This is a genomic window from Anaerofustis stercorihominis, assembly GCF_005844425.1.
Taxonomy (GTDB): Bacteria; Bacillota; Clostridia; order Eubacteriales; family Anaerofustaceae; genus Anaerofustis; species Anaerofustis butyriciformans.
On record NZ_SPHL01000009.1, the window covers coordinates 26,471 to 49,167 of the forward strand.

At 32.1% G+C, this 22,697-nt stretch carries 39 protein-coding genes; 5 read left to right on the forward strand and 34 right to left on the reverse strand.

Annotated features, from left to right (window positions below; translation table 11 throughout):
* Positions 1 to 30: 30 nt before the first annotated feature.
* The 32 genes from rplQ to rpsJ form a co-directional block, all read right to left on the reverse strand.
* Entirely contained in the window at positions 31 to 378 is a 348-nt protein-coding gene (rplQ, locus tag FGQ49_RS03910) for a 50S ribosomal protein L17 (protein ID WP_138268575.1), read from the reverse strand.
* A 25-nt stretch (positions 379 to 403) separates the two neighbouring features.
* Positions 404 to 1,351: a DNA-directed RNA polymerase subunit alpha gene (locus tag FGQ49_RS03915; RefSeq protein WP_138268576.1), complete on the reverse strand. Its 948-nt coding sequence runs from the start codon at positions 1,349 to 1,351 to the stop codon at positions 404 to 406.
* 54 nt (positions 1,352 to 1,405) lie between these two features.
* A complete protein-coding gene (gene rpsD, locus FGQ49_RS03920) occupies positions 1,406 to 1,996 on the reverse strand; it encodes a 30S ribosomal protein S4 (protein WP_138268577.1) in 591 nt (196 codons plus the stop codon).
* Positions 1,997 to 2,056: 60 nt separating this feature from the next.
* Positions 2,057 to 2,452 carry a 30S ribosomal protein S11 gene (gene rpsK / locus FGQ49_RS03925; protein ID WP_138268578.1) on the reverse strand — a complete coding sequence of 132 codons (396 nt, stop codon included), beginning with the start codon at positions 2,450 to 2,452 and terminating at the stop codon, positions 2,057 to 2,059.
* 46 nt (positions 2,453 to 2,498) lie between these two features.
* Positions 2,499 to 2,864 carry a 30S ribosomal protein S13 gene (gene rpsM / locus FGQ49_RS03930; protein ID WP_138268579.1) on the reverse strand — a complete coding sequence of 122 codons (366 nt, stop codon included), beginning with the start codon at positions 2,862 to 2,864 and terminating at the stop codon, positions 2,499 to 2,501.
* 123 nt (positions 2,865 to 2,987) lie between these two features.
* Positions 2,988 to 3,101, reverse strand: a complete 114-nt coding sequence (rpmJ, locus tag FGQ49_RS03935) for a 50S ribosomal protein L36 (RefSeq protein WP_002509257.1) — start codon at positions 3,099 to 3,101, stop codon at positions 2,988 to 2,990.
* A 28-nt stretch (positions 3,102 to 3,129) separates the two neighbouring features.
* Positions 3,130 to 3,354 carry a translation initiation factor IF-1 gene (gene infA, locus FGQ49_RS03940; RefSeq protein WP_138268580.1) on the reverse strand — a complete coding sequence of 75 codons (225 nt, stop codon included), beginning with the start codon at positions 3,352 to 3,354 and terminating at the stop codon, positions 3,130 to 3,132.
* A gap of 15 nt (positions 3,355 to 3,369) precedes the next feature.
* Positions 3,370 to 3,639 carry a KOW domain-containing RNA-binding protein gene (locus FGQ49_RS03945; RefSeq protein ID WP_138268581.1) on the reverse strand — a complete coding sequence of 90 codons (270 nt, stop codon included), beginning with the start codon at positions 3,637 to 3,639 and terminating at the stop codon, positions 3,370 to 3,372.
* An 8-nt stretch (positions 3,640 to 3,647) separates the two neighbouring features.
* Positions 3,648 to 4,397 carry a type I methionyl aminopeptidase gene (gene map, locus FGQ49_RS03950; RefSeq protein WP_138268582.1) on the reverse strand — a complete coding sequence of 250 codons (750 nt, stop codon included), beginning with the start codon at positions 4,395 to 4,397 and terminating at the stop codon, positions 3,648 to 3,650.
* The gene (locus FGQ49_RS03955) at positions 4,397 to 5,044 is read right to left on the reverse strand and encodes an adenylate kinase (protein WP_138268583.1); all 648 of its coding nucleotides are present in this window, start codon (positions 5,042 to 5,044) and stop codon (positions 4,397 to 4,399) included. The genes map and FGQ49_RS03955 overlap by 1 nt, the downstream gene beginning before the upstream one ends.
* Positions 5,045 to 5,056: 12 nt before the next feature.
* Positions 5,057 to 6,313, reverse strand: a complete 1,257-nt coding sequence (gene secY, locus FGQ49_RS03960; RefSeq protein WP_138268584.1) for a preprotein translocase subunit SecY — start codon at positions 6,311 to 6,313, stop codon at positions 5,057 to 5,059.
* Positions 6,314 to 6,317: 4 nt separating this feature from the next.
* Entirely contained in the window at positions 6,318 to 6,758 is a 441-nt protein-coding gene (rplO, locus tag FGQ49_RS03965; protein WP_138268585.1) for a 50S ribosomal protein L15, read from the reverse strand.
* A gap of 16 nt (positions 6,759 to 6,774) precedes the next feature.
* A complete protein-coding gene (gene rpmD / locus FGQ49_RS03970; protein ID WP_138268586.1) occupies positions 6,775 to 6,972 on the reverse strand; it encodes a 50S ribosomal protein L30 in 198 nt (65 codons plus the stop codon).
* 5 nt (positions 6,973 to 6,977) lie between these two features.
* The gene (gene rpsE, locus FGQ49_RS03975) at positions 6,978 to 7,481 is read right to left on the reverse strand and encodes a 30S ribosomal protein S5 (RefSeq protein ID WP_138268587.1); all 504 of its coding nucleotides are present in this window, start codon (positions 7,479 to 7,481) and stop codon (positions 6,978 to 6,980) included.
* Between the two features lie 17 nt (positions 7,482 to 7,498).
* Positions 7,499 to 7,867 carry a 50S ribosomal protein L18 gene (rplR, locus tag FGQ49_RS03980; protein ID WP_138268588.1) on the reverse strand — a complete coding sequence of 123 codons (369 nt, stop codon included), beginning with the start codon at positions 7,865 to 7,867 and terminating at the stop codon, positions 7,499 to 7,501.
* A gap of 12 nt (positions 7,868 to 7,879) precedes the next feature.
* The gene (gene rplF, locus FGQ49_RS03985; RefSeq protein WP_138268589.1) at positions 7,880 to 8,419 is read right to left on the reverse strand and encodes a 50S ribosomal protein L6; all 540 of its coding nucleotides are present in this window, start codon (positions 8,417 to 8,419) and stop codon (positions 7,880 to 7,882) included.
* Positions 8,420 to 8,444: 25 nt separating this feature from the next.
* Positions 8,445 to 8,843: a 30S ribosomal protein S8 gene (gene rpsH / locus FGQ49_RS03990; RefSeq protein WP_138268590.1), complete on the reverse strand. Its 399-nt coding sequence runs from the start codon at positions 8,841 to 8,843 to the stop codon at positions 8,445 to 8,447.
* A gap of 39 nt (positions 8,844 to 8,882) precedes the next feature.
* Complete coding sequence (locus FGQ49_RS03995) at positions 8,883 to 9,068, reverse strand: type Z 30S ribosomal protein S14 (protein WP_007050816.1); 186 nt, start codon at positions 9,066 to 9,068, stop codon at positions 8,883 to 8,885.
* An 11-nt stretch (positions 9,069 to 9,079) separates the two neighbouring features.
* Positions 9,080 to 9,622: a 50S ribosomal protein L5 gene (gene rplE / locus FGQ49_RS04000; protein WP_138268591.1), complete on the reverse strand. Its 543-nt coding sequence runs from the start codon at positions 9,620 to 9,622 to the stop codon at positions 9,080 to 9,082.
* A 16-nt stretch (positions 9,623 to 9,638) separates the two neighbouring features.
* Positions 9,639 to 9,947 (reverse strand): 50S ribosomal protein L24, encoded by a 309-nt coding sequence (gene rplX, locus FGQ49_RS04005; RefSeq protein ID WP_138268592.1) that lies wholly within the window; start codon positions 9,945 to 9,947, stop codon positions 9,639 to 9,641.
* A 13-nt stretch (positions 9,948 to 9,960) separates the two neighbouring features.
* The gene (gene rplN, locus FGQ49_RS04010) at positions 9,961 to 10,329 is read right to left on the reverse strand and encodes a 50S ribosomal protein L14 (protein ID WP_138268593.1); all 369 of its coding nucleotides are present in this window, start codon (positions 10,327 to 10,329) and stop codon (positions 9,961 to 9,963) included.
* A 29-nt stretch (positions 10,330 to 10,358) separates the two neighbouring features.
* Positions 10,359 to 10,613, reverse strand: coding sequence for a 30S ribosomal protein S17 (gene rpsQ, locus FGQ49_RS04015; RefSeq protein WP_007050812.1), 255 nt, complete (start codon positions 10,611 to 10,613; stop codon positions 10,359 to 10,361).
* A 20-nt stretch (positions 10,614 to 10,633) separates the two neighbouring features.
* On the reverse strand, positions 10,634 to 10,834 hold the full coding sequence (gene rpmC / locus FGQ49_RS04020) for a 50S ribosomal protein L29 (protein ID WP_138268594.1): 201 nt from the start codon (positions 10,832 to 10,834) through the stop codon (positions 10,634 to 10,636).
* A complete protein-coding gene (rplP, locus tag FGQ49_RS04025) occupies positions 10,834 to 11,271 on the reverse strand; it encodes a 50S ribosomal protein L16 (protein WP_138268595.1) in 438 nt (145 codons plus the stop codon). The genes rpmC and rplP overlap by 1 nt, the downstream gene beginning before the upstream one ends.
* Positions 11,272 to 11,305: 34 nt before the next feature.
* Positions 11,306 to 11,947, reverse strand: coding sequence for a 30S ribosomal protein S3 (rpsC, locus tag FGQ49_RS04030; protein WP_138268596.1), 642 nt, complete (start codon positions 11,945 to 11,947; stop codon positions 11,306 to 11,308).
* A 16-nt stretch (positions 11,948 to 11,963) separates the two neighbouring features.
* On the reverse strand, positions 11,964 to 12,299 hold the full coding sequence (rplV, locus tag FGQ49_RS04035) for a 50S ribosomal protein L22 (RefSeq protein WP_138268597.1): 336 nt from the start codon (positions 12,297 to 12,299) through the stop codon (positions 11,964 to 11,966).
* Between the two features lie 22 nt (positions 12,300 to 12,321).
* Positions 12,322 to 12,603, reverse strand: coding sequence for a 30S ribosomal protein S19 (gene rpsS, locus FGQ49_RS04040; RefSeq protein WP_138268598.1), 282 nt, complete (start codon positions 12,601 to 12,603; stop codon positions 12,322 to 12,324).
* 10 nt (positions 12,604 to 12,613) lie between these two features.
* Positions 12,614 to 13,447, reverse strand: a complete 834-nt coding sequence (rplB, locus tag FGQ49_RS04045; protein ID WP_138268599.1) for a 50S ribosomal protein L2 — start codon at positions 13,445 to 13,447, stop codon at positions 12,614 to 12,616.
* 14 nt (positions 13,448 to 13,461) lie between these two features.
* The gene (gene rplW / locus FGQ49_RS04050) at positions 13,462 to 13,749 is read right to left on the reverse strand and encodes a 50S ribosomal protein L23 (protein WP_207734408.1); all 288 of its coding nucleotides are present in this window, start codon (positions 13,747 to 13,749) and stop codon (positions 13,462 to 13,464) included.
* Positions 13,749 to 14,366 (reverse strand): 50S ribosomal protein L4, encoded by a 618-nt coding sequence (gene rplD, locus FGQ49_RS04055; protein ID WP_138268601.1) that lies wholly within the window; start codon positions 14,364 to 14,366, stop codon positions 13,749 to 13,751. The genes rplW and rplD overlap by 1 nt, the downstream gene beginning before the upstream one ends.
* Before the next feature lie 25 nt (positions 14,367 to 14,391).
* Positions 14,392 to 15,027, reverse strand: a complete 636-nt coding sequence (gene rplC, locus FGQ49_RS04060) for a 50S ribosomal protein L3 (RefSeq protein WP_138268602.1) — start codon at positions 15,025 to 15,027, stop codon at positions 14,392 to 14,394.
* 43 nt (positions 15,028 to 15,070) lie between these two features.
* Positions 15,071 to 15,379 (reverse strand): 30S ribosomal protein S10, encoded by a 309-nt coding sequence (gene rpsJ, locus FGQ49_RS04065; RefSeq protein WP_138268603.1) that lies wholly within the window; start codon positions 15,377 to 15,379, stop codon positions 15,071 to 15,073.
* Positions 15,380 to 15,787: 408 nt separating this feature from the next.
* On the opposite strand from rpsJ, the gene FGQ49_RS04070 reads away from it, so the two are divergent.
* Positions 15,788 to 16,144 carry an arsenate reductase family protein gene (locus FGQ49_RS04070; protein ID WP_138268604.1) on the forward strand — a complete coding sequence of 119 codons (357 nt, stop codon included), beginning with the start codon at positions 15,788 to 15,790 and terminating at the stop codon, positions 16,142 to 16,144.
* A 22-nt stretch (positions 16,145 to 16,166) separates the two neighbouring features.
* Here FGQ49_RS04070 and FGQ49_RS04075 read toward each other — a convergent pair whose 3' ends face one another.
* The gene (locus FGQ49_RS04075) at positions 16,167 to 16,430 is read right to left on the reverse strand and encodes a DUF6809 family protein (RefSeq protein ID WP_138268605.1); all 264 of its coding nucleotides are present in this window, start codon (positions 16,428 to 16,430) and stop codon (positions 16,167 to 16,169) included.
* A gap of 239 nt (positions 16,431 to 16,669) precedes the next feature.
* Between FGQ49_RS04075 and FGQ49_RS04080 the strand changes: the two genes are divergently transcribed.
* Complete coding sequence (locus FGQ49_RS04080) at positions 16,670 to 17,248, forward strand: DUF5662 family protein (RefSeq protein WP_138268606.1); 579 nt, start codon at positions 16,670 to 16,672, stop codon at positions 17,246 to 17,248.
* A gap of 27 nt (positions 17,249 to 17,275) precedes the next feature.
* Here the strand turns inward: FGQ49_RS04080 and FGQ49_RS04085 are convergent, their stop codons facing one another.
* Entirely contained in the window at positions 17,276 to 18,496 is a 1,221-nt protein-coding gene (locus FGQ49_RS04085) for a Y-family DNA polymerase (protein WP_138268607.1), read from the reverse strand.
* A 187-nt stretch (positions 18,497 to 18,683) separates the two neighbouring features.
* Between FGQ49_RS04085 and FGQ49_RS04090 the strand changes: the two genes are divergently transcribed.
* The 3 genes from FGQ49_RS04090 (at position 18,684) to FGQ49_RS04100 (ending at position 22,676) form a co-directional block, all read left to right on the forward strand.
* Positions 18,684 to 18,908 (forward strand): FeoA family protein, encoded by a 225-nt coding sequence (locus FGQ49_RS04090; RefSeq protein WP_138268608.1) that lies wholly within the window; start codon positions 18,684 to 18,686, stop codon positions 18,906 to 18,908.
* A gap of 1 nt (position 18,909) precedes the next feature.
* Complete coding sequence (gene feoB, locus FGQ49_RS04095; RefSeq protein ID WP_138268609.1) at positions 18,910 to 20,919, forward strand: ferrous iron transport protein B; 2,010 nt, start codon at positions 18,910 to 18,912, stop codon at positions 20,917 to 20,919.
* 134 nt (positions 20,920 to 21,053) lie between these two features.
* Entirely contained in the window at positions 21,054 to 22,676 is a 1,623-nt protein-coding gene (locus tag FGQ49_RS04100) for a hypothetical protein (protein ID WP_138268610.1), read from the forward strand.
* Positions 22,677 to 22,697: the final 21 nt, after the last annotated feature.

Below are 22,697 nucleotides of genomic sequence, written 5' to 3' on the forward strand. Positions count from 1 at the left end.
TACTGTCCCTTTGTACTATATTTTATTAGATTATTCACTTACTAACTCTAAAATCGCTGTTTCAGCGCCGTCACCACGTCTTGCACCAAGTTTATAGATTCTTGTGTATCCACCGTTTCTGTTTTCATACTTTGGAGCAATTTCATTGAATAATTTATCAACTACACGTTTGTCATAAATGTAAGCAAGAGCTTGTCTTCTAGCATGTAAATCGCCACGTTTACCTAAAGTAATCATTTTATCAACGATTTTTCTTGCTTCTTTTGCACGAAATAGAGTAGTGTTTATTCTTTCATATCTAAGTGTATCTGTTACTAAACCTCTTAGCATAGCTTTTCTTTTATCACTAGCTTTACCAAGTTTTCTATATCCTGACATTATAAACCTCCTTTATTAGTGTTTACTATTCATCACCTTGTCTAAATGATAAACCAATTTCGGCAAGTTTCTTTTTAATTTCATTTAAAGATTTCTTACCTAAGTTTCTTACTTTAGACATATCTTCTTCACTTCTTGAAATTAATTCTTCAACCGTATTTATACTAGTTCTCTTTAAGCAGTTGCTTGAACGAACAGAAAGTTCTAATTCGTCAATTGACATTTCTAAAACTTTTTCTTTTTCGTTTTCTTCTCTTTCAACCATTAAACTAGCATTTGGTAAATTTGCATTCATATCTATAAATAATTGAAGATGGTCATTGATTACTTTTGCTGCAAGTGAAACAGCTTCTTCCGGAGAAATAGTTCCGTCTGTCCAAACTTCAATATTTAATTTATCATAATCAGTAACATTACCAACTCTTGTATTTTCAACAGTAAAGTTTGCTTTCTTTACAGGTGTAAAAATACTATCCACCGGAAGTGTACCTATTGGCATATCTTCCTTTTTATTCTTTTCGCTTGGAACATATCCTGTACCGCTATCAATAGTAATAGTCATATCAAGTACAGCATCATTCATAAGTGAAGCTATATGCAAATCAGGATTTACAATTTCAACATCGCTATCGCAAATTATATCTCCCGCAGTTACTTCTCCTTCTCCTTCAGCGTGAATATGAACATCCACAGGTCCATCAGAATGTAACTTTACAGATAGTTCTTTTAAATTTAGAATAATTTGCAATACATCTTCTGCTACACCATCAACTGTAGCAAATTCATGTAATACATTTTCAATTTTAATGTTTGTTACAGCAGCACCAGGTAATGATGATAACATAATTCTTCTAAGAGAATTACCGATTGTCATACCATATCCTCTTTCAAGTGGTTCTACAACAAACTTACCATAAGTTCTATCTGCACTAATTTCCGCAATCTCAATATTAGGTTTTTGAAATTCTAACATATATAAAACCTCTCAATTCCTTAAATATAACCAACAATATATCAAAACTATATCTTATCTAGAATATAATTCGACAATTAAAATTTCATTTACAGGAACATCTATTGCTTCACGTTTAGGAAGTTCTTTGATAGTTCCGCTTAATTTTTCAATGTCTACATCTAGCCATTCAGGAACTACACGTGAACCAGTCACTTCAACAATTTCTTTATATCTTGGAGATTTTTTATGTTTTTCTTTAATTTCGATAACATCTCCTGCTTTTGTTAAGTATGATGGAATGTTAACTTGTTTACCGTTAACAAGTACATGTTTATGATCAACGATTTGTCTTGCTTCACGTCTTGTTCTAGCAAATCCCATACGGAAAACGATGTTATCAAGTCTTGATTCTAATAAAGTCATTAGATTTTCACCTGTAGCACCACTCATTTTTTCAGCTTTTTTGTAGTAATTTCTGAATGGTTTTTCTAATACTCCGTAAATGAATTTCGCTTTTTGTTTTTCACGTAATTGAAGACCGTATTCGCTTAAATTACCAGATCTTTTTGCTTGTCTGTTTGACTTTTTATCAATTCCTAAATATACAGGATCTAAATCTAAAGATCTGCATCTTTTAAGAACAGGAACTCTATCTACAGCCATATTAATTTTTTCCTCCTACAAATTTTCAATTCTTTATAATACAAATTTAACTAACCCAAATTAGACTCTTCTACGTTTAGGTGGTCTACAACCATTGTGAGGGATAGGAGTAACGTCTTTAATTGAAATAACGTTTAGTCCAGCAGCTTGAAGTGCTCTGATTGCAGCTTCTCTACCTGAACCAGGTCCCTTTACAAATACATCAACAGTTTTTAAACCATGTTCCATAGCTCTTTTAGCAGCTTCTGTTGCAGCTGATTGAGCAGCATATGGAGTACTTTTTCTTGAACCTTTGAAGCCTAATTCTCCGGCACTTGACCATGCCAAAGCATTACCTGCAACGTCAGTTAAAGTAACAATTGTATTGTTAAAAGTAGAGCGAATATGCGCTTGTCCTTTTTCAATGTTTTTCTTAACTCTCTTTTTTCCTCTTCTAACTACTTTCTTTGCAGCCAATTTTAAATCCTCCTTAATTTGTGAGAATAATAATCTATCTATTTATTTATTTTTTTCTACTTACAGTTTTCTTAGGACCTTTTCTTGTTCTAGCGTTTGTTTTACTTTTTTGACCTCTAACAGGTAATCCTCTACGATGTCTAAGTCCTCTGTAACTACCAATTTCCATTAGTCTTTTTATGTTAAGTGAAACTTCTCTTCTTAAGTCACCTTCAACAGTTACTTCTTCATCAATAAGAGCACGAAGTTTGTTAACTTCATCTTCTGTTAAATCTTTAACTCTTGTATCAGGATTGATTCCTGCTTTTGCCAAAAGATTATTAGAAGTAGCTTGACCAATTCCGTAGATATAAGTTAAACCTATTTCTACTCTTTTATCTTTAGGTAAATCCACGCCGGCTATTCTCGCCATCAATCGCACCTCCGTATGATTTTTTAAGTTTAATGTTTAACTATTATTTTCTAAAAATTTATATATATAAAAGATTTTGTCAGATAAATTCCAGCCGCGACAAAATACTTTATACCAAATTAATTAACCTTGTTTTTGTTTGTGTTTAGGATTTTCACAAATAACCATTACTTTGCCTTTACGTTTAATAACTTTGCATTTTTCGCAAATAGGCTTAACACTAGGTCTTACTTTCATTATTTTTTCCTCCTACTATATAGTAATTTTATTTACCTTTTTCTCTCCAAATGATTCTACCTTTTGTTAAATCATATGGGGAAATTTCTAAAATTACTTTATCTCCCGGTAATATTTTAATGTAGTTCATTCTTAATTTTCCAGATATATGTGCTGTAATTTCGTGTCCGTTATCCAACTTTACTTTAAAAGTAGTATTAGGCATTGCTTCAACAACAATTCCTTCTGCTTCCACATAATCACTTTTACTCACTTAAAACACATCCTCCTACAATTCTTCTTTAATTCTCTCAATTTCTTTTCTAATAAGTGCATTGGGAATTTTTTCATTACATTTTATTTTATCACAAATTAATGTACTTTTTACATTTATTTTGGAAATATGTTTAATTTTTTTTAGTTTCGGCTTTTCTATTTTTCTTGATTTTCCATCAGCAAGAAAAACCATTTTATCATCCAAAACACCAACCACAATTAGAAAACTTGCTTTATCTCTTCCGGCTTTTGATAACACCAAATCGCCTATTTCATATTTCATATTTCACCTTATAATAAAGTTAAAATTATGGGTTCACCATCCGTAACAGCTACGGAATGTTCATAATGGGCAGAAAGTTTACCATCATCGGTAACAACTGTCCAACCATTATCCAAAACATGAACATCGTATGTTCCTTGATTAACCATTGGTTCAATGGCTATAGTCATACCTTTTTGAAGTCTTGGACCTTTTCTCATTCCAACATAATTTGGAACTGAAGGATCTTCATGCATGTTTTGTCCAACTCCATGACCTGTATAATCTCTGACCAAACTAAAACCATAACTTTCAGCGTAATCTTGAATAGCTCTTGATACATCACTTATTCTGTATCCTTCTTTTACGAATTTCAAACCTTCATAAAAGCTTTGTCTTGTTACTTCTACAAGTTTTTTTGCCTCTTCAGACACATTGCCTACCATAAAAGTTTTCGCTTGATCTCCAACATAACCTTCATAAGTCGCTCCGATATCAACACTAACTATATCTCCATCTTTAATGATAACATCTTTGCTTGGAATTCCATGTACAACTTCATTATTAACTGATGCACATATATTTCTTGGATAATCCATATATCCTTTAAATGTTGGTATAGCATTATTAGATAAGATAACATCTTCAACTATCTTATCTAATTCAAGAGTGCTCATACCAGGTTTAATATATTTTTTTACAGCTTCATGAGCCTTTGCTGTTATCTTTCCGGCTTTTTTCATAAGCTCTATTTCATGATTTGATTTTAATATAATCATTATTTACACTCATCAAGAATTTTTGAAATATCTTCAAATACTTCTTCAACTGTTCTTGACCCATTTACTGTTTTTAGTATATTTTGTTTTTTATAATAATCTACTAGAGGTTGTGTCTTTTCTTCATATTCTTTCAATCTTTTTACTACAGTATCTTCTTTATCGTCGTCTCTTTGGTATAATTCTCCACCGCATTTATCGCAAATACCTGCAGTTTTTGGTGGTTGAAATTCTACATGATAAGTTGCACCGCATTTGCACATTCTTCTGCCAGTAATTCTCTTTGTAAGTAGTGAATAATCTGCTTCGATACAAAGGGCCAAATCTAATTTTTCACCATTTTTTTCAAGAATTTTATCCAAAGATTCTGCTTGAGAAATTGTTCTTGGGAAACCATCAAGCATATAGCTTCCTTCTATATCATCCCAAGATAATCTATCTTCAACCATTTCAACCGTTACATCATCAGGAACAAGCAAACCTTTATCCATATATTCTTTTGCTTTTTGACCAAGAGGAGTATTTTCACTTAAATTTTTTCTAAAAATATCTCCTGTAGAAATATGAACTAAATTATATTTATCAACAATCTTGCTTGCTTGTGTGCCCTTTCCAGCTCCTGGAGGGCCTAAAAGTATTAATTTCATTTTAATCACCTACTATTTTAAGAAACCTTTGTAGTTTCTCATAATCATTTGTTGTTCTAATTGATTTACAGTTTCAAGAGCAACACCTACAACGATAAGCAAACTTGTACCACCGAATTGTAAACTTAAATCCATTACATTACCTACGATAATAGGAAGTACAGCTATAACAACTAGGAATAAACTTCCGGCAACCATAAGTCTGTTTAATGTTCTTTTTAAATAAACAATCGTAGAATGACCGGGTCTGATACCTGGAATAAATCCACCGTATTGTTTTAAGTTTTTAGCAACATCATCAGGATTAAATGTAACAATAGTGTAAAAATATGTGAAGAATATTATTAACACTATATAAAGTATAGTAGAAGCTGTTCCTCCCCATGCTAAGGCTTTGCTTAGCCATGCTGAAAATCCCCAGTTAGGGAAGAAAGATGCAAGTGTTGATGGGAACATTGTAATTACACTGGCGAAGATAATAGGCATAACCCCTGATTGATTTATCTTTAGAGGAATATGTGTATTTTGTCCACCATACATTTTTCTACCAACAACTCTTTTTGCATATTGAACAGGAATTTTTCTAACTCCTTGATTTATTTCTACAACTCCCGCTACAACTAAAATAGCGAATACTAAGAATAGTATAAGCATTACTGAACTAATCGCACCAGAAGTTACTTGTTCATACAAGTAACCTAAAGCTGATGGAATATTAGCTATAATACCGGCAAAGATAAGAATTGATATACCATTACCGATACCATGTTCAGTTATATTTTCTCCAAGCCACATTAAGAATGTTGTACCAGCTGTTATTGCAAGTGCAACCATAACCATTGCAAGTGCTGAATCACTAGTTAAAATTTCTTTAAAACTAAATGAAATTCCAAGTGCTTGAATTAATGCCAAAACAACAGTCAAATATCTTGTATAAGAAGAGATTTTCTTTCTTCCTTCTTCTCCTTGGTGAGAAAGTCTCTCTAACGCCGGAATAGCTATTGTCAATAATTGCAAAATAATTGATGCATTGATGTAAGGTGTAATTGACATAGCAAAAATAGAAAATGTTCTAAAGTTATTACCAGAGATAATATTTAAAAGTCCGAACATTGAATTGTTATTTACCATTGAGTCTACTGCAGCTGTATCGATAAACGGAACGGTTATAAAACCGCCAAGTCTAAAGATACAAAGCATAGCAAGTGTAAATAAAATTCTTTTTCTTAATTCTGGGATATTCCAGGCATTTTTGATAGTTGTAAGCATTCTATTATACCTCTACTTTCCCGCCTGCTGCTTCTATTTTTTCTTTAGCTGATTTACTTACTTTATCAACTTTAACAGTTAAAGGAACAGTAATTTCTCCGTTTCCTAAAACTTTAACATATTCATATTTATTTTTAACCATACCTAGTTCTTTTAAAAGATCATTAGTTACAACGCTGTCTTTTTCAATTTCATTTAATCTGTCAAGATTAACAACAGCAAATTCTTTTTTGAAAGGATAGTTAGAGAAACCTCTTTTAGGAACTCTTCTTGTTAGTGGCATTTGACCACCTTCAAATCCAGGTCTTACTCCGCCGCCTGAACGTGATTTTTGTCCGTCTTGACCTCTACCTGCAGTTTTACCTCTGCCTGTAGCTGTACCTCTACCTTTTCTAATAGTCTTTCTTGTTGAACCTTCAGCAGGTTTTAGCTCGTGTAATCTCATTATTGCTAACCCCCTATTATATTTCTTCAACGTCTAACATGAAGTCCATTTTTTGACAAATACCTCTCATTTGAGGATTATCTTGTTTTACAACGCTTTGACCGATTTTTCTTAGTCCTAAAGCTTCAATACTTCTTCTTTGTTTTTCATTTCTACCTATTAAGCTTTTCTTAAGCGTAATCTTTAATTGTTTTTCTCCAGCCAATTCTCTCACGCTCCTTATCCTAAGATTTCTTCTACAGTCTTACCTCTTTTTTTAGCAACTTCTTCAACTGTTACTAAACCAGATAAACCTGCTAATGTGGCTTTTACCATGTTGCTTGCATTGTTTGAACCTAAAGATTTAATTCTGATATCTTTGATTCCAGCAAGTTCGATTACTGCACGGGCAGGACCACCAGCGATAACTCCTGTACCTTTAGCAGCCGGTTTCATTAACACTTTTCCGGCACCAAATCTTCCGATTGTTTCGTGAGGAATTGTTGTGCCTGATAAAGAAACTTCAATCATGTTCTTTTTAGCATCAGCAATACCTTTTCTGATTGCTTCAGGAATTTCAATGGCTTTACCAAGGCCTACACCTACGTGGCCGTTTTCATCGCCTACTACTACAAGAGTACTAAAACGGAAATTTCTACCACCTTTAACAACTTTTGTTACTCTGTTTATGGCAACAACTTTATCTTTTAAATCTAATTCTTCAGGATTAAAATTTTTATTCATTCTTCCCTTTAGCCTCCTTAAAATTCAAGTCCAGCTTCTCTTGCACCTTCAGCTAGAGCTTTTACTCTACCTTCATATACATATCCGCCTCTATCGAAAACGCATTCGCTAATGTTATTTTCTTTAGCATTTTTAGCGATTTCTTTACCAACCAATGTTGCACTTTCAAGTTTTGGTAACTTAGCGCATTCTTCTTTGATTGTAGCATCTAAGCTTGAAGCAGCTGCAAGAGTTACTCCGTTTACATCGTCAATAAGCTGAGCATAAATTTGCTTATTGCTTCTAAAAACATTTAGTCTTGGTCTTTCAGGAGTGCCGCTAATCTTATTTCTTACTCTAAGATGTCTTTTCTTTCTGATTTCATTTTTATTAACTTTTGATATCATCTATTCGCCCTCCTATTTACCTGATTTTCCTTCTTTAATTCTTACTCTTTCGTCAGCATATCTAACACCTTTACCTTTGTATGGTTCAGGACTTCTTTTAGCTCTGATATTAGCAGCATGTGCGCCAACGAATTGTTTATCAATACCTTTAACGATAACTGTGTTTTGTCCTTCAACAACAGTTTCGATGCCTTCTGGATCTTCCATTTCTACTGGATGAGAATATCCAAGGCTAAGTACTAATGTTTTACCTTGTTTTTGTGCTCTGTAACCAACACCAACAATTTCAAGTTTCTTTTCAAAACCATTAGTAACACCAATTACCATGTTTTGAATTAAAGCTCTTGATAAACCATGAAGTGAACGATGTCTTTTGTCGTCACTAGGTCTTTTTACTTCTAAAACATTATCATTAATTTCAATAATGATATCTTTATCTATAGCTTGTGTTAATTCACCTTTTGGGCCTTTTACTGTAACTACGTTATTTTCGTCAACTTTTACATCAACTCCAGCTGGTAAATTAACAGGTGCATTTCCTACTCTAGACATAATCTATTTCTTCCTCCTATTTTTTCTACCATACGTAGCATATTACTTCGCCGCCAACGTTATTTTTTCTAGCTAATTTATCTGTCATAACGCCTTTTGAAGTTGATATAATTGCTACCCCTAAACCATTTAAAACTTTTGGTAAATCTTCATTTGAAGCATAAATTCTAAGACCTGGTTTAGAAATTCTCTTTAAGCCTGCAATTACTTTTTCACCGTTTTGACCGTATTTCAAAGTAATTTTAAGCATGCCTTGTTTATTATCTTCTATAAAATCTACTTTCTTTATATAACCTTCTTCTAATAAAATGTTTGCGATAGCTTTTTTAATATTAGAAGCTGGAACCATTACATCTTTGTGTCCTGCGTTATTTGCGTTTCTAATTCTAGTTAGCATATCCGCAATTGGATCTGTCATAGACATATTAGAAAACCTCCTTAATTACTTTCTTTAAAATTATTTCTACCAACTTGCTTTCTTTACGCCAGGGATTTCACCTTTGTAAGCAAGTTCTCTAAAACATATTCTACAAATACCATATTTTCTTAGGTAAGCATGAGGTCTTCCGCATATTTTACATCTTGTATATGCTCTTGTTGAATACTTTGGTGTTCTTTTTTGCTTTTCTACCATTGCTTTTTTAGCCATATCTTATCCTCCTATGCTTCTTTGAAAGGCATACCCATTAATTTAAGTAATTCATAGCCTTCTTCATCTGTATTTGCTGAAGAAACGAATGCGATATCCATTCCTCTTAATTTTTCAATTTTATCATAATCAATTTCAGGGAAGATAAGTTGTTCTTTAATACCTAAAGAATAATTTCCTCTTCCGTCAAAACTCTTTGGATTTACACCTCTGAAGTCTCTGATTCTTGGAATAGCAACATTTAGAAGTCTATCAGCGAATTCATACATTCTTTCACCTCTAAGTGTTACTTTCGCACCGATTGTCATACCTTCTCTTAATTTGAAGTTTGATACTGATTTTTTTGCTTTGATCATAACTGGTTTTTGTCCAGAAATTAAAGCAAGTTCGTTTGCAGCTGCTTCCATTTGTTTAGAGTTGTCTTTACAATCCCCAAATCTCATGTTAATAACGATTTTTTCAAGTCTTGGTACTTGCATTACGTTTGTATAGCCGAACTTTTCAGTAAGTGCATTTATAACTTCAGCTTTGTATTTTTCTCTTAATCTACTCATTAATTACTGCCCCCTACTATTTAAAAGTTGCATTGCATTTTTTGCAGTATCTTTCTTTTTTGCCGTCGTTAACTTTTACACCTGTTCTAACACCTTTTTTGCAAGTGTCACAGTATAATAAAACGTTTGAAGCATCAATAGGACATGCTTCTTCGACAATACCTGCTTGTTGCATTTGATTTGTTGCTTTTAAATGTTTTTTTCTTACATTTACATTTTCAACTATTACTCTGTTTTCTTTTGGAAAGCTTTTTATAACTTTGCCAATAGTTCCTTTATCTTTACCAGAAATAACAATTACTTTATCATCTTTCTTTACATGCATTATAAAAGCCTCCTTATAGTACTTCCGGAGCTAGTGAAACGATTTTCATAAATTTCTTACTTCTTAGTTCTCTAGCAACAGGTCCGAAAATACGTGTTCCTCTTGGTTGATTATCTTCTTTTAATATAACAGCAGCGTTTTGATCAAATTTGATATAAGTACCGTCTGGTCTTCTAACACCGCTTACAGTTCTAACGATAACAGCTTTTACAACATCACCTTTTTTTACCATTCCGCCTGGAGCAGCACTTTTAACACTTGCTACGATAACATCACCGATGTTAGCAGTTTTCTTTTTGCTTCCTCCAAGAACTCTGATACATAATAGTTCTTTTGCACCACTGTTATCAGCTACTTTTAATCTACTTTCTTGTTGTATCATTCTTTAAACCTCCTTAAAACGCCGAAAGGCTATTTAACCTTTTCTACGATTTCAACTAATCTATGACGTTTTGATTTGCTAAGTGGTCTTGTTTCCATAATTTTAACAATATCTCCAACATCACACATGTTTTGTTCATCATGAGCCATAAACTTAGTTGTTTTCTTTACACGCTTTTTATATAATGGATGGTTTACCATTGTTTCAATAGCAACAACGATGCTTTTATCACCTTTGTTTGAAACAACCTTACCAATTCTTACTTTTCTATTTCCTCTTTCCATATTATCCTACCTAAAAATTACTAAGCGTTAGCTTGTAATTCCCTTTCTCTAAGCACAGTTTTCACTCTAGCGTAGTCTTTCTTAACTTCCTTAATTTTTAAAGGATTATCAAGTTGTCCTGTTGCATGTTGAAAACGTAGATTGAATAATTCTTCTTTTAAAGAGATAAGTTGATTATTTAATTCTTGTTCACTCATATTTCTAATATCTTGCGCTTTCATTATGCTTCACCACCTACTAATTTTTCTTGTTCTGCTCTAGTGATAAATTTTGTCTTGATTGGTAGTTTATGTTGAGCAAGTCTCATAGCTTCTCTTGCTGTTTCTTCATTTACACCAGCAAGTTCAAACATAACTCTACCTGGTTTTACAACCGCTACCCAATATTCTGGAGCACCTTTACCTTTACCCATACGAGTTTCGGCTGGTTTCTTTGTTACAGACTTATCTGGGAAAATTTTAATCCAAACTTGTCCGCCTCTTTTGATATATCTTGTCATGGCGATACGGGCTGCTTCAATTTGATTTGAAGTAATCCAAGCTGGTTCTAATGCTTGAATAGCGTATTCACCGTAAGTTATTTTATTACCTCTCGTAGCTTTTCCTTTCATTCTGCCACGATGTACTTTTCTATGTTTTACTCTTTTAGGCATTAACATAACTGTTATTTATCCTCCTTAATTGAAATACTGATTATTCACCTTTAGTTGGAAGAACTTCGCCTTTGTTTATCCAAACTTTTACACCGAGTTTACCGTATGTTGTATCTGCTTCCGCAAAACCATAGTCGATGTCGGCTCTTAATGTTTGAAGTGGCACGTTTCCATCACTATATTGTTCAGTTCTAGCCATTTCAGCACCGTTTAATCTTCCTGAAACGCTTGTTTTAATACCTTCAGCGCCACCTCTTAAGGCTCTGCCGATAGCTTGTTTCATAGCTCTTCTGAAAGAAATTCTTCTTTCAAGTTGTGCTGCTATGTTTTCAGCAACTAATTGAGCGTCACAGTCAACATTTTTTACTTCGATAATGTTGATATAAACATTTTTGCCTGTCATTTTTTGAAGTTGTTTTCTTACAGCTTCAATACCTGAACCGGCTTTACCAATAATCTTTCCAGGTTTACCTGTATAGATAAAGATTTTAATTTTTTCACCGAATCTTTCGATTTCGATTCTTGAAATACCTGTATTGTATTGTGTTGTTTTAATATATTTTCTAATATTGTAATCTTCTACTAATAAGTCTCCAAAGTCTTTATCTTTAGCATACCATCTTGAAGACCAATCTTTGATTACGCCAACTCTTAAACCATGTGGATTTACTTTTTGACCCATTTAGATTTTCTCCTCCTTATGCTCTTTCTTTAAGAACTACACTAATGTGTGAGCTTCTTTTTAATATCATAGACGCTCTACCTTGAGAACCAGCTCTAAATCTTTTTAGTGTAGGTCCTTGATTAGCACTAATTTCAGAGATATATAGCTTTGTAACGTCCATATCATGATTATTTTCAGCATTTGCTGCTGCTGATTTTACTACTTTTTCGATTTCTCTTGCAGGTTTGTTACCTGTAAGTTTTAAAATATTAATAGCTTCGCCTAAATCTTTACCTCTTACTAAAGAAGCAACTCTTTTTACCTTAATAGGTGAAACTCTTAAATATTTTGCAGTTGCTTTTGCTTCCATTTACTTTTCCTCCTATTAAGCCTTATTTTTTAACTCCAGTTTTCTTTTCGCCTGCATGGCCTCTGAATGTTCTTGTTGGTGCAAATTCACCAAATTTATGTCCTACCATATCTTCAACAACAAAGATTGGAACATGTTTTCTACCGTCATGAACTGCTACGGTATGTCCTACCATTTGAGGGAAGATTGTACAATCACGAGACCAAGTTTTTACTACTTGTTTATCGCCGCTTTCATTCATTGCTTCTATTCTTTTTAGAAGTCTTTCATCCACGTAAGGGCCTTTTTTAGTTGATCTACTCATCTCCTACCTCCTATTTACCGTTTCTTCTTCTTACAATGTATTTATCAGAATGTTTATTTTTCTTACGAGTTTTATAACCAAGTGTTGGTTTACCCCAAGGAGTAACAGGACCACTTCTACCGATTGGAGCTTTACCTTCCCCACCACCGTGTGGATGGTCGTTAGGGTTCATAACAGAACCTCTTACTGTTGGTCTAATACCCATATGTCTTTTTCTACCAGCTTTACCGATAGTAATAATTTCATGTTCAAGATTTCCTACTTGACCGATTGTAGCTCTGCATTCTTTTCTTACAAGTCTCATTTCGCCAGAAGGAAGTCTTAATGTTGCATAGTTACCTTCTTTAGCCATTAATTGAACATAAGTTCCGGCACTTCTTGCCATTTGAGCACCTTTTCCTGCTTTAAGTTCAATATTGTGAAGAATTGTACCAACAGGAATATCTTCAAGATTTAATGCATTACCTACTTTAATATCAGCATCTTTACCTGACATTACTGTATCGCCAACTTTTAAGTTGTTAGGAGCGATAATATATCTTTTTTCGCCGTCAGCGTAGAATAATAATGCAATGTTTGCACTTCTGTTTGGATCGTATTCGATAGCATTTACTTTTGCTGGAATACCATCTTTATTTCTTTTAAAATCAATGATTCTATATTTTTGTTTAGCACCGCCACCATGATGTCTAACAGTGATTCTACCGTTGTTGTTTCTTCCGGCAGTTTTTGTTTTCTTAGAAACAAGTCTCTTTTCTGGAGAAGTCTTTGTGATTTCTTCAAAAGTAGAAACTGTCATACCTCTAAGACCTGGTGAGGTTGGTTTATATTTTTTAATACCCATCAGTAATAGCCTCCTTAGATATTTTCAAAGAACTTAATTTCTTTACTAGCTTCTGTTAAAGTAACAATAGCTTTTTTCCAATTAGCTCTTCTACCTTGTGTTCTACCCATTCTTTTAACTTTTCCGTTCATGTTCATAACATTAACTTGTTTAACATCAACATCGAAAATTGCTTCTACAGCATCTTTAATTTGATACTTGTTTGCATTTTTCATAACTTTGAATGTGTATTTTTTGTTTGCTGCATCAATCATACTTTGTTCTGTAACGATTGGTTTAATAATAATATCATGAGGATTCATTATTTATATACCTCCTCTATTTTGTTTAATGCATCTTTAGTTAAAACTAAATTGTTGTATTTTAACATTTCATATGCGTTTAATGTTCCAACTGTTGAACATTTAGCATCTTTAATGTTTCTTACTGAATTAACAACATTTACGTCATTTTCATCAATAACAACTAAAGTTTTGTCAATGTTTAAGTTTTTGAACATATCAACAACTACTTTAGTTTTTGGAGCTTCAAGCTTAAGTTCATCAATGATGAATAATTCTTTATCGCTTGCTTTAGCTGAGAATACAGATTTCATAGCTAATCTTCTCATTTTTTTGTTAATGCTTTGAGAATAATCTCTTGGTTTTGGAGCAAATGCTACCCCACCACCAGTCCAAACTGGGTTTCTTGAAGAACCAACTCTAGCTCTACCTGTACCTTTTTGTCTCCATGGTTTTCTTCCGCCTCCACGCACTTCTGCTCTTGTTTTAGCGCTTTGAGTACCTTGTCTTTGATTAGCAAGGTAAGCTTTAACATATTGATGAACAACTGGCATGTTAGGCTCTATTTCAAAAATTTCAGCGTTTAAGTCAACGCTTCCAACTACTTCGCCTTTTATGTTTAATACATCTGCTTTCATTTCTATCCTCCTTACCTAGTACTCTCTATTTAGAAGCCTTGATACTATCAGTAATTGTTACGATAGAACCATTAGACCCTGGAACAGCACCTTTAACAAGGAGCATGTTATTTTCACTATCAGCTTTAACAACAGTTAAGTTTTGAACTGTTACTTTTTCGCTACCCATATGTCCGGCCATTTTCTTACCCTTCATAACTCTACCAGGGAAAGAAGCTCCACCCATAGCACCAACTACTCTATGAGATTTACTACCGTGCCCCATAGGACCTCTTGATTGACCGTGTCTTTTGATAGCACCTTGGTATCCTTTACCTTTGCTGATACCTGTAATATCAATTTTATCTCCGGCTTCAAATACATCAGCTTTGATTTCATTTCCAACTTCATAACCTGAACAATCTTCAAATCTGAATTCTTGGATTTTTCTTACAGGTTTAACACCTGCTTTTTCAAAGTGACCTTTCAAAGGTTTGTTTACATTTTTTTCGTTAATTTCACCGTAACCAAGTTGTACAGCTTCATAACCGTCCTTTTCGATTGTTTTAACTTGTAATACACAGCAAGGACCAGCTTGTAATACAGTTACTGGAATAACTCTTCCGTCTTCTGCAAAAACTTGAGTCATTCCGACTTTTTTAGCCATAATAGCTTTTTTCATGTTTTTACCTCCATTAGCGGACTACTTTTTGGTAGTCATAATTTTATAACTTGATTTCAATATCAACACCAGCTGGTAAGTCTAATTTCATTAAAGCTTCAACAGTTTTTGGTGTTGGGTTAAGGATGTCTACAACTCTCTTATGAGTTCTCATTTCAAATTGTTCTCTAGAATCCTTATATTTATGAACCGCTCTGATGATTGTAACTACTTCCTTTTGTGTTGGAAGTGGAATAGGACCAGATACTTCCGCTCCTGTTCTTTTTGCTGTGTCAACAATTTTAGCTGCTGACTTGTCAATCACTGCGTGATCATAGGCTTTTAGCTTAATTCTGATTTTTTGATTTGCCATACTTTCTTCCTCCTAATTATGATTCGACAGTACGACCATGCTTGATACACTGTTCCGTGTGTTTCACTTGTGAGTTAGACGCACAAAAACACCAAGCATGCCGCCCCATTCTAGATGGTGACATACTCCACGGAAAAACCCGTTCACACGGCAACCTCCCGCTTCAACGCATTTTCTTCTGTCATAGCCTACTAATAATACACTATAAAACCCTATAATGCAAGGCTTTTTTTACATTTTTTTTTATTTTTTTTATAAAAATTTTACGTAAAAAAATTGTAACATTTATCAATAATTTTTACCATATTTTTTATTAATAAACAAAAATTTTTTTAAAAATTTATTTTTTTTATTTTTTTATGTATAATAAAATATGAAATAAAATAAAAATATTATGGAGAAATTACAATGAAATATTTATTTTTAGAATACCCAAAATGTTCTACTTGCAAAAAAGCAAAAAAATGGCTTATTGAAAATGATATTGATTTTACATCAAGACATATAATCGAAAATAACCCTACAAAAGAAGAACTTACAGAGTGGATTAAAGAAAGTAATCTACCAATAAAAAGATTTTTTAATACAAGCGGTATGAAATACAGAGAACTTAACCTAAAGGATAAATTAAAGGAAATGAATGAAGATGAAATGATTTCTCTCTTGTCCACTGACGGCATGCTTGTAAAAAGACCTATAATAATAGGTAAAGATAAAATACTTACAGGATTTAAAGAAAAAGAATGGGAAGAATATATAAAATAAAAAAAGAGTATGCTCCTTTTTTTTATTTATAAACTTCTGCCATCATCTTTACCCCAAGTTTATATCCTTTTATATATGCATCTCTAAGCTCTAAAGGATATAAACTTATCCATCTTTCTATAATTTTATAAAATTCATTTTGCATATCTTCATCCAGCTTTTTTATAAAATTCTCTTCCGTTTTAGTCATCTCTCTAAGTTCTAAAGCATATTCATCCAAAGCAATTTTCATCTCTGCATAAGGATTTATATTGCCCTCATATAAATCTTTCAATATACTACTCATACCAATCCCTCATTTTTATCAATATTATTTTTTTATCATAAAATAATATGAATAAAATTTTATTCTGATTTTATTATATACACGAAAAACATTTAGACAATAATATGAAGCAAACAGGTCACATTTTAGTCACAAAAGTTACATTTGTCTTAAAAAAGTAAAATTTAATATTTTGAATAACATTATAAGTTTATTTCTGTTATAATAAAAATGCAGATTTATAAAACAGGAGTGAAACAATGAGCAAAATTTGGGGACATTTTTATACCATCACAAGACACAAAATTATAGTTTTAAAAACCTGTTTTAAAGCAGGATTATATAAACAAGGTTTGCTTCATGACCTTTCAAAATACAGCTTTATAGAATTTGGACGAGGCGTAAAATACTACCAAGGAGGCAAAAGAAGCCCAATAAACAAAGAAAAAGAAGTTAATGGATATGCTCTTGGCTGGCTTCACCATAAAGGAAGAAATAGACATCATTTTGAATATTGGATAGATTATAAACCTAATCCTCACGAAGGATTAATGGGCGTAAAAATGCCTAAAAGATATGTTGCAGAAATGGTAATTGATAGAATAAGCGCTTCAAAAAATTATTTAAACGGAAATTACAAAGAAGACGAACCTTTAAAATACTGGCTAAAAGGAAAAGACTTCTATATTATTGACGAAGACAGCAAGAAACTTACAGAATATCTTCTTATTATGTTAAGAGATAAAGGTGAAAAAGAACTTCTACATTTTATAAAACATACATTAATGAAAGAAAAAAATAAAGATTATAAGTTTGACGGAGATAAATTAGTATTATAAAAAAAGAGAATATTAATATTCTCTTTTTTATTCCCATTTATCTTTTATTGATTTACTAACCTTTCCCTCAGGCATACCTCTTTTTATTATATCCTTACCATAACTCTCTCTAAGTTTATCCATAACTTTCTCCACTTTTCCCATTTTATCATTTTCAGCATTATTTTCAATTAATGACAGTTGAGATACTGTATTTTCACTTACTCCGGATATACTAACACCAAGCAGTCTTACACTGTTTCCGTTCCATAATTCATCAAACAATAATAAAGCCTGCTTATAAATTGTATCAGTGGAGCTGGTATAAAATGACAAGGTCTTTCTATGTGAAAATACTTTAAAATTACTATATTTTATTGTAACAACAATAACATTTCCTTTTACATTTTTCTCTCTAAGCCTTGAACCTATGCTATCGCATAAAGCAAGAATAATTTTTCTTATTTTTAAAATATCAGAAGTATCTTCACTTAAGGTTGTACTATTTCCAACAGATTTTATTTTTCTTTCAACTTCTACTTTAGAATCATCTATGCCATGAGAATAATTATAAAGCATTATCCCCTGTGAATTTTTAAAGTGAGTAATAAGATACTGCAGGGAACAATTACTAAGTTCACCAATTGTATTTATTCCAAGCTTATTAAGTTTTTCTTTTGTTTTTTTACCAACCATAAAAAGATTATCTATACCAAGGGGATATAATTTTTCTTCCAGCTCATCTGGGAAAAGAGTTATTACTTTATCGGGCTTTTCTAAATCCCCTGCCATCTTTGCAAGAAGTTTATTACAGGAAACTCCCACGTTCACACTAAATCCAAGCTCTTTTTTTATTCTTTCTTTTATTTTATATGCAACTTCAACAGGCTGACCAAATAGCTTTATGCTCTCGCTCATATCCAAGAATCCTTCATCAATGGAAAACCTCTCTATTTTATCACTATACATTGAAAGAAGTTCAAACATTTTTTTTGAATACATCCTATAAATTTTAAAGTCAGGTTTAGCTATTACAAGATTAGGACAAAGCCTCTTTGCTTCAAATAAACTTATTCCCGTTTTTATACCATACCTTTTCGCCTCTTCTGATTTTGCAAGAACAACACCTTTTCTTGCTTCTTCATCGCCACCTATCACAGAAGCAACTTTCCTTAAATCCAAAAAGTCCGGATTGATTTTTTTATTATACGCACAGTGCCATGATAAAAACGCAGAATTAACATCAATGTGAAATATAATTTTCTCCATTTTTCTTACTCACCTTTCTTATAATAAAAATATACCACACAAACGGGAATAAAACAAACATTTGTTCATAGATGAAAATATTTTGTTAGTTTTCACTAATAACAATGCTCTTTCCCATTGACTTAAATATTATATTGAATGTATAATCAAAAACGGAACAAACGACATAAAAAAGAAGGGATAAAAAATGACTTTAGACAAACTTGAAATTGGTCAAAAAGCAGTAATAAAAAGTACAGGCGGAGAACCTGCCATAAGAAGAAGACTTTTAGATATAGGACTAATACCTAAAACAGTGGTATTTATCAGAAAAGTAGCCCCTCTTGGAGATCCGATAGAAATAAATCTAAGAGGTTTTGAACTTACTTTAAGAAAAGAAGACGCAAAAAAAATTGAAGTAGAGGTGCTTTAATATGAAAAGAACCTTTGCACTTGTAGGTAATCAAAACTGTGGTAAAACGACATTATTTAATGCCCTTACGGGAAGTAATGCTCATGTTGGGAATTTCCCAGGTGTTACAGTAGACAAAAAAGAAGGTCCAATAAAAGGACATGAAAACATAAACCTTGTAGACCTGCCGGGTATATATTCACTTTCACCTTATACAAGTGAAGAAATAGTTACAAGAGACTTTCTAATGGAAGAAAAACCTGATTTAATAATAAACATCATAGATGCTTCCAATATAGAAAGAAATTTATATCTTACACTTCAACTACTTGAATTAAATATTCCAATGGTTATTGCACTTAGCATGATGGATGAAGTGATAGCATGCGGAAATAGTATAGATATTGATACAATCTCAAAAAGATTAAATGTAGAATGTATTCCTATACAAGCCGCAAAGAATCAAGGAACAGAAGAACTTATTGCCGTTGCAACGGACTTACTTGAAGAAAATGCGTATAGAGGCAAAATTGATTTTTGTAGCGGATATATTCATAAAGCAATACATTCAATATCTCATATAATAGAAGCAAATGCAGAAGAAAAAAATCTTCCTGTAAGATTTTGTGTTTCAAAAATAGTTGAAGGTGATTCCTTAATGGAAGATAAACTTGAACTTAGCGATGCGGACAAAGATATAATAATGCACATTGTAGACGAAATGGAAAAAGATGTAGGTCTTGACAGAGCCGCTGCAATTGCAGAAATGAGATATGATTTTATAGAAAACCTATGCAAAGACACTGTACATAAAGTCTCTCATACAAAAGAACATATTAAAAGCGTAAAAATAGATAATTTCCTTACAAACAAATACTTTGCAATACCTATTTTTATACTTATTATGGGAGCAATATTTTATCTAACCTTTGGAGTTATCGGCGCATTTTTAAGCGATGCATTTGAACTTTTACTTGAACACATAAAAGTTTTTTTAAACGGAGGACTTACAACACTTCAAATAAACCCAACACTTCGTTCATTAATAATAGACGGAGCATATAACGGAATATCATCTGTATTATCGTTCTTACCTATCATTGTAACGTTATTCTTCTTCTTATCATTACTAGAAGACAGCGGATATATGGCAAGAATAGCATTTATCATGGACAAACCTTTAAGAAAAATAGGTTTAAGCGGTAAAAGCTTTGTTCCTATGCTAATAGGTTTTGGATGTTCTGTTCCGGGAATTATGGCAACAAGAACTCTTACAAGTTCAAGAGACAGAAAAATGACGGTGCTTTTAACACCTTTTATGTCATGCAGTGCAAAACTTCCTATATATACTGTATTTGCGGCAGCATTTTTTGGAGATAATCTTCCTCTTGTAATGATTTGTTTTTATCTGCTTGGAATATTAACAGCTGTATTTTCAGGATTTTTATTAAAAAATACAATTTACAAAGGAGAATCAATGCCTTTTGTAATGGAACTTCCTCCATACAGACTTCCATCAATCAAATCTCTTACAAGACTTAGTTATGAAAAAGCAAAAGATTTTGTAACAAGAGCATTTACTATAATATTTGTTGCCAGTGTACTTATATGGGTACTTGAAAACTTTGATTTTAGATTTAATATGGTGGACAACCCATCTTCAAGCATACTTGCTTCAATAGGAAACTATCTTGCAATAATTTTTAAACCTTTAGGTTTTGGAGATTGGAAATTCGTAACTTCACTTATTGCAGGATTTAGTGCAAAAGAGGTCGTTGTAAGTACACTTGCAGTACTTACGGGAAGTACACTAAATACATTACCTCAAATTTTAAGCACAATGCTCTCTCTTCCTGCTGCAATATCATTTTTAACATTTACGCTTCTTTATATGCCTTGCGCAGCAGCTTTTGCAGCAGCAAAAAGAGAAATAGGTTCATTTAAAGGTGCTGTTTTAACTGCTATGTACCAAACAGGAATAGCTTATGTAATTGCTTTAATAGTTTATAATATAGCAAAACTTACTTTATAAAAAAACAAGCAATATGCTTGTTTTTTATTTATAAAGAAACTAAAGAACAAGTATATTATGTTTATTGTTAAAAAAAAAATATTATGATATAATTTATTATCAGTAAATTTTTAATCCCCAAACAGAGGTTTAACATGAAACTTAAAATAAATTCAAAAAGAAAAATTGCATTAATAATATTAATATTTTTATTTATAGCTGGATGCTTTACGCAATTATACTCAACAAATACATATTATAAAATGGATAAAGTAGAATTTTACAACTTAGATGAAGAAGAAATATCCGCAAGATATTATAAAGGTTCTACCAACATGGGTGTATTTATAGCAAATGATTTAAGCGCCAACGCAAAAGACACATGGTTTATGGTTGAAGAATTTGCAAAGCTTGGTTACAGCGTTTATGTTTTTGATTATCCAAGTCAAGGACATTCTGATGGACACATCGAATTTGGATATAAACAAAATGAATACTTGGCAGAACAATATTATTCGGCTATTGTAGCATTTTCGCAAATGGCAAAACTAAATGAAGAAAACATACATATTGTTGCCGTAGGTGAAAGTGCAAGAACAGCTCTTCAAACAGCAACTAAAAGATTTTTCAACCCTAAAGATCTAACATTAATTTCAACTAAAACAAATATACTTGGAAAAATCGATTTAGATGTAATTAACTTTGTAAAAGAAGAAAATGTTACGTTCATGAAAGAACTTAATGCTTCAAACCCCGGAGAAAATATTCACTTAATAACATCAAACTTAAATGATCAATCAAGTGTTAAAGAAAACGAAGCTTTAAAAACAAGACTAGAACAAGGAAAAACAGGAAGTCCAGAAGAAAATGAAGTAACTCTAACAGTTACACAAAATGTTTTACCAACAAATGAAATTACAAGCAGCAAAATAATAAAAGAAACAGTAAGTTATATAGCTCAAAGAGATGGGTATGAATATACCCCAAGTAAATTCTTAACATTAAAAACAATGTTACCTGCTGTACTTTGCATAATTGCTTTCTTTATAATATTCCTTTCCTATAAAATAGTTGAAAAAGATTATTATAAAGAAAAAGGAACAATACCTTTTAACAAGGAATTTGTAATATCAAAACTTTTGGCAGTAATACCATCCTTAATTATGGTATTCCTACTTCCGGTAGCACTATACTTTTTATTAAGTCCGATTATGTCAATTCCGTATTACACTTTAGTTAAATTATCATTGTTATCATGCTACGGAATGATAATATTCTATCTTTACTATAGAACAAATTTTGCCTGCGATATAGGAAGTCAGATATTTTATAAAGATCCTAAAAAGAATGTTAAAGGCGGTTTAATTGTTGCTATTGGTATAATTGCAATACTATACCTTCTTTCGGTAGCAGGATGCAATGTTGTTTTCAACATTACATCAATAAAAGTATTTTGGCTAATACTTTCAACAATACTATGTTATTTTATATTCTACATAGAAGAAAGAGAAAAAGAAGTTATGATTGCAACACAAATGCAAAGATTTATAATATCATGTTTTAACTTCCTTATTATTCCTATTGTTGCCATAGTAATGTTAATAATGGGTCAATTTTCGATTGCAATAAGTTTTATGGGACTTGTTTTCCTACTTGTGTTTGTACTTGCAGTTGGAAAACTATTAAAAGCCGTTGATTCACCAACGAGACTAAACGCATTTATACAAGCTTTAATATTAAATGCATTAATACTTGCACAAACAGTTTTATTCTTCTAAAACAAAAAGCCTCTTTATAGA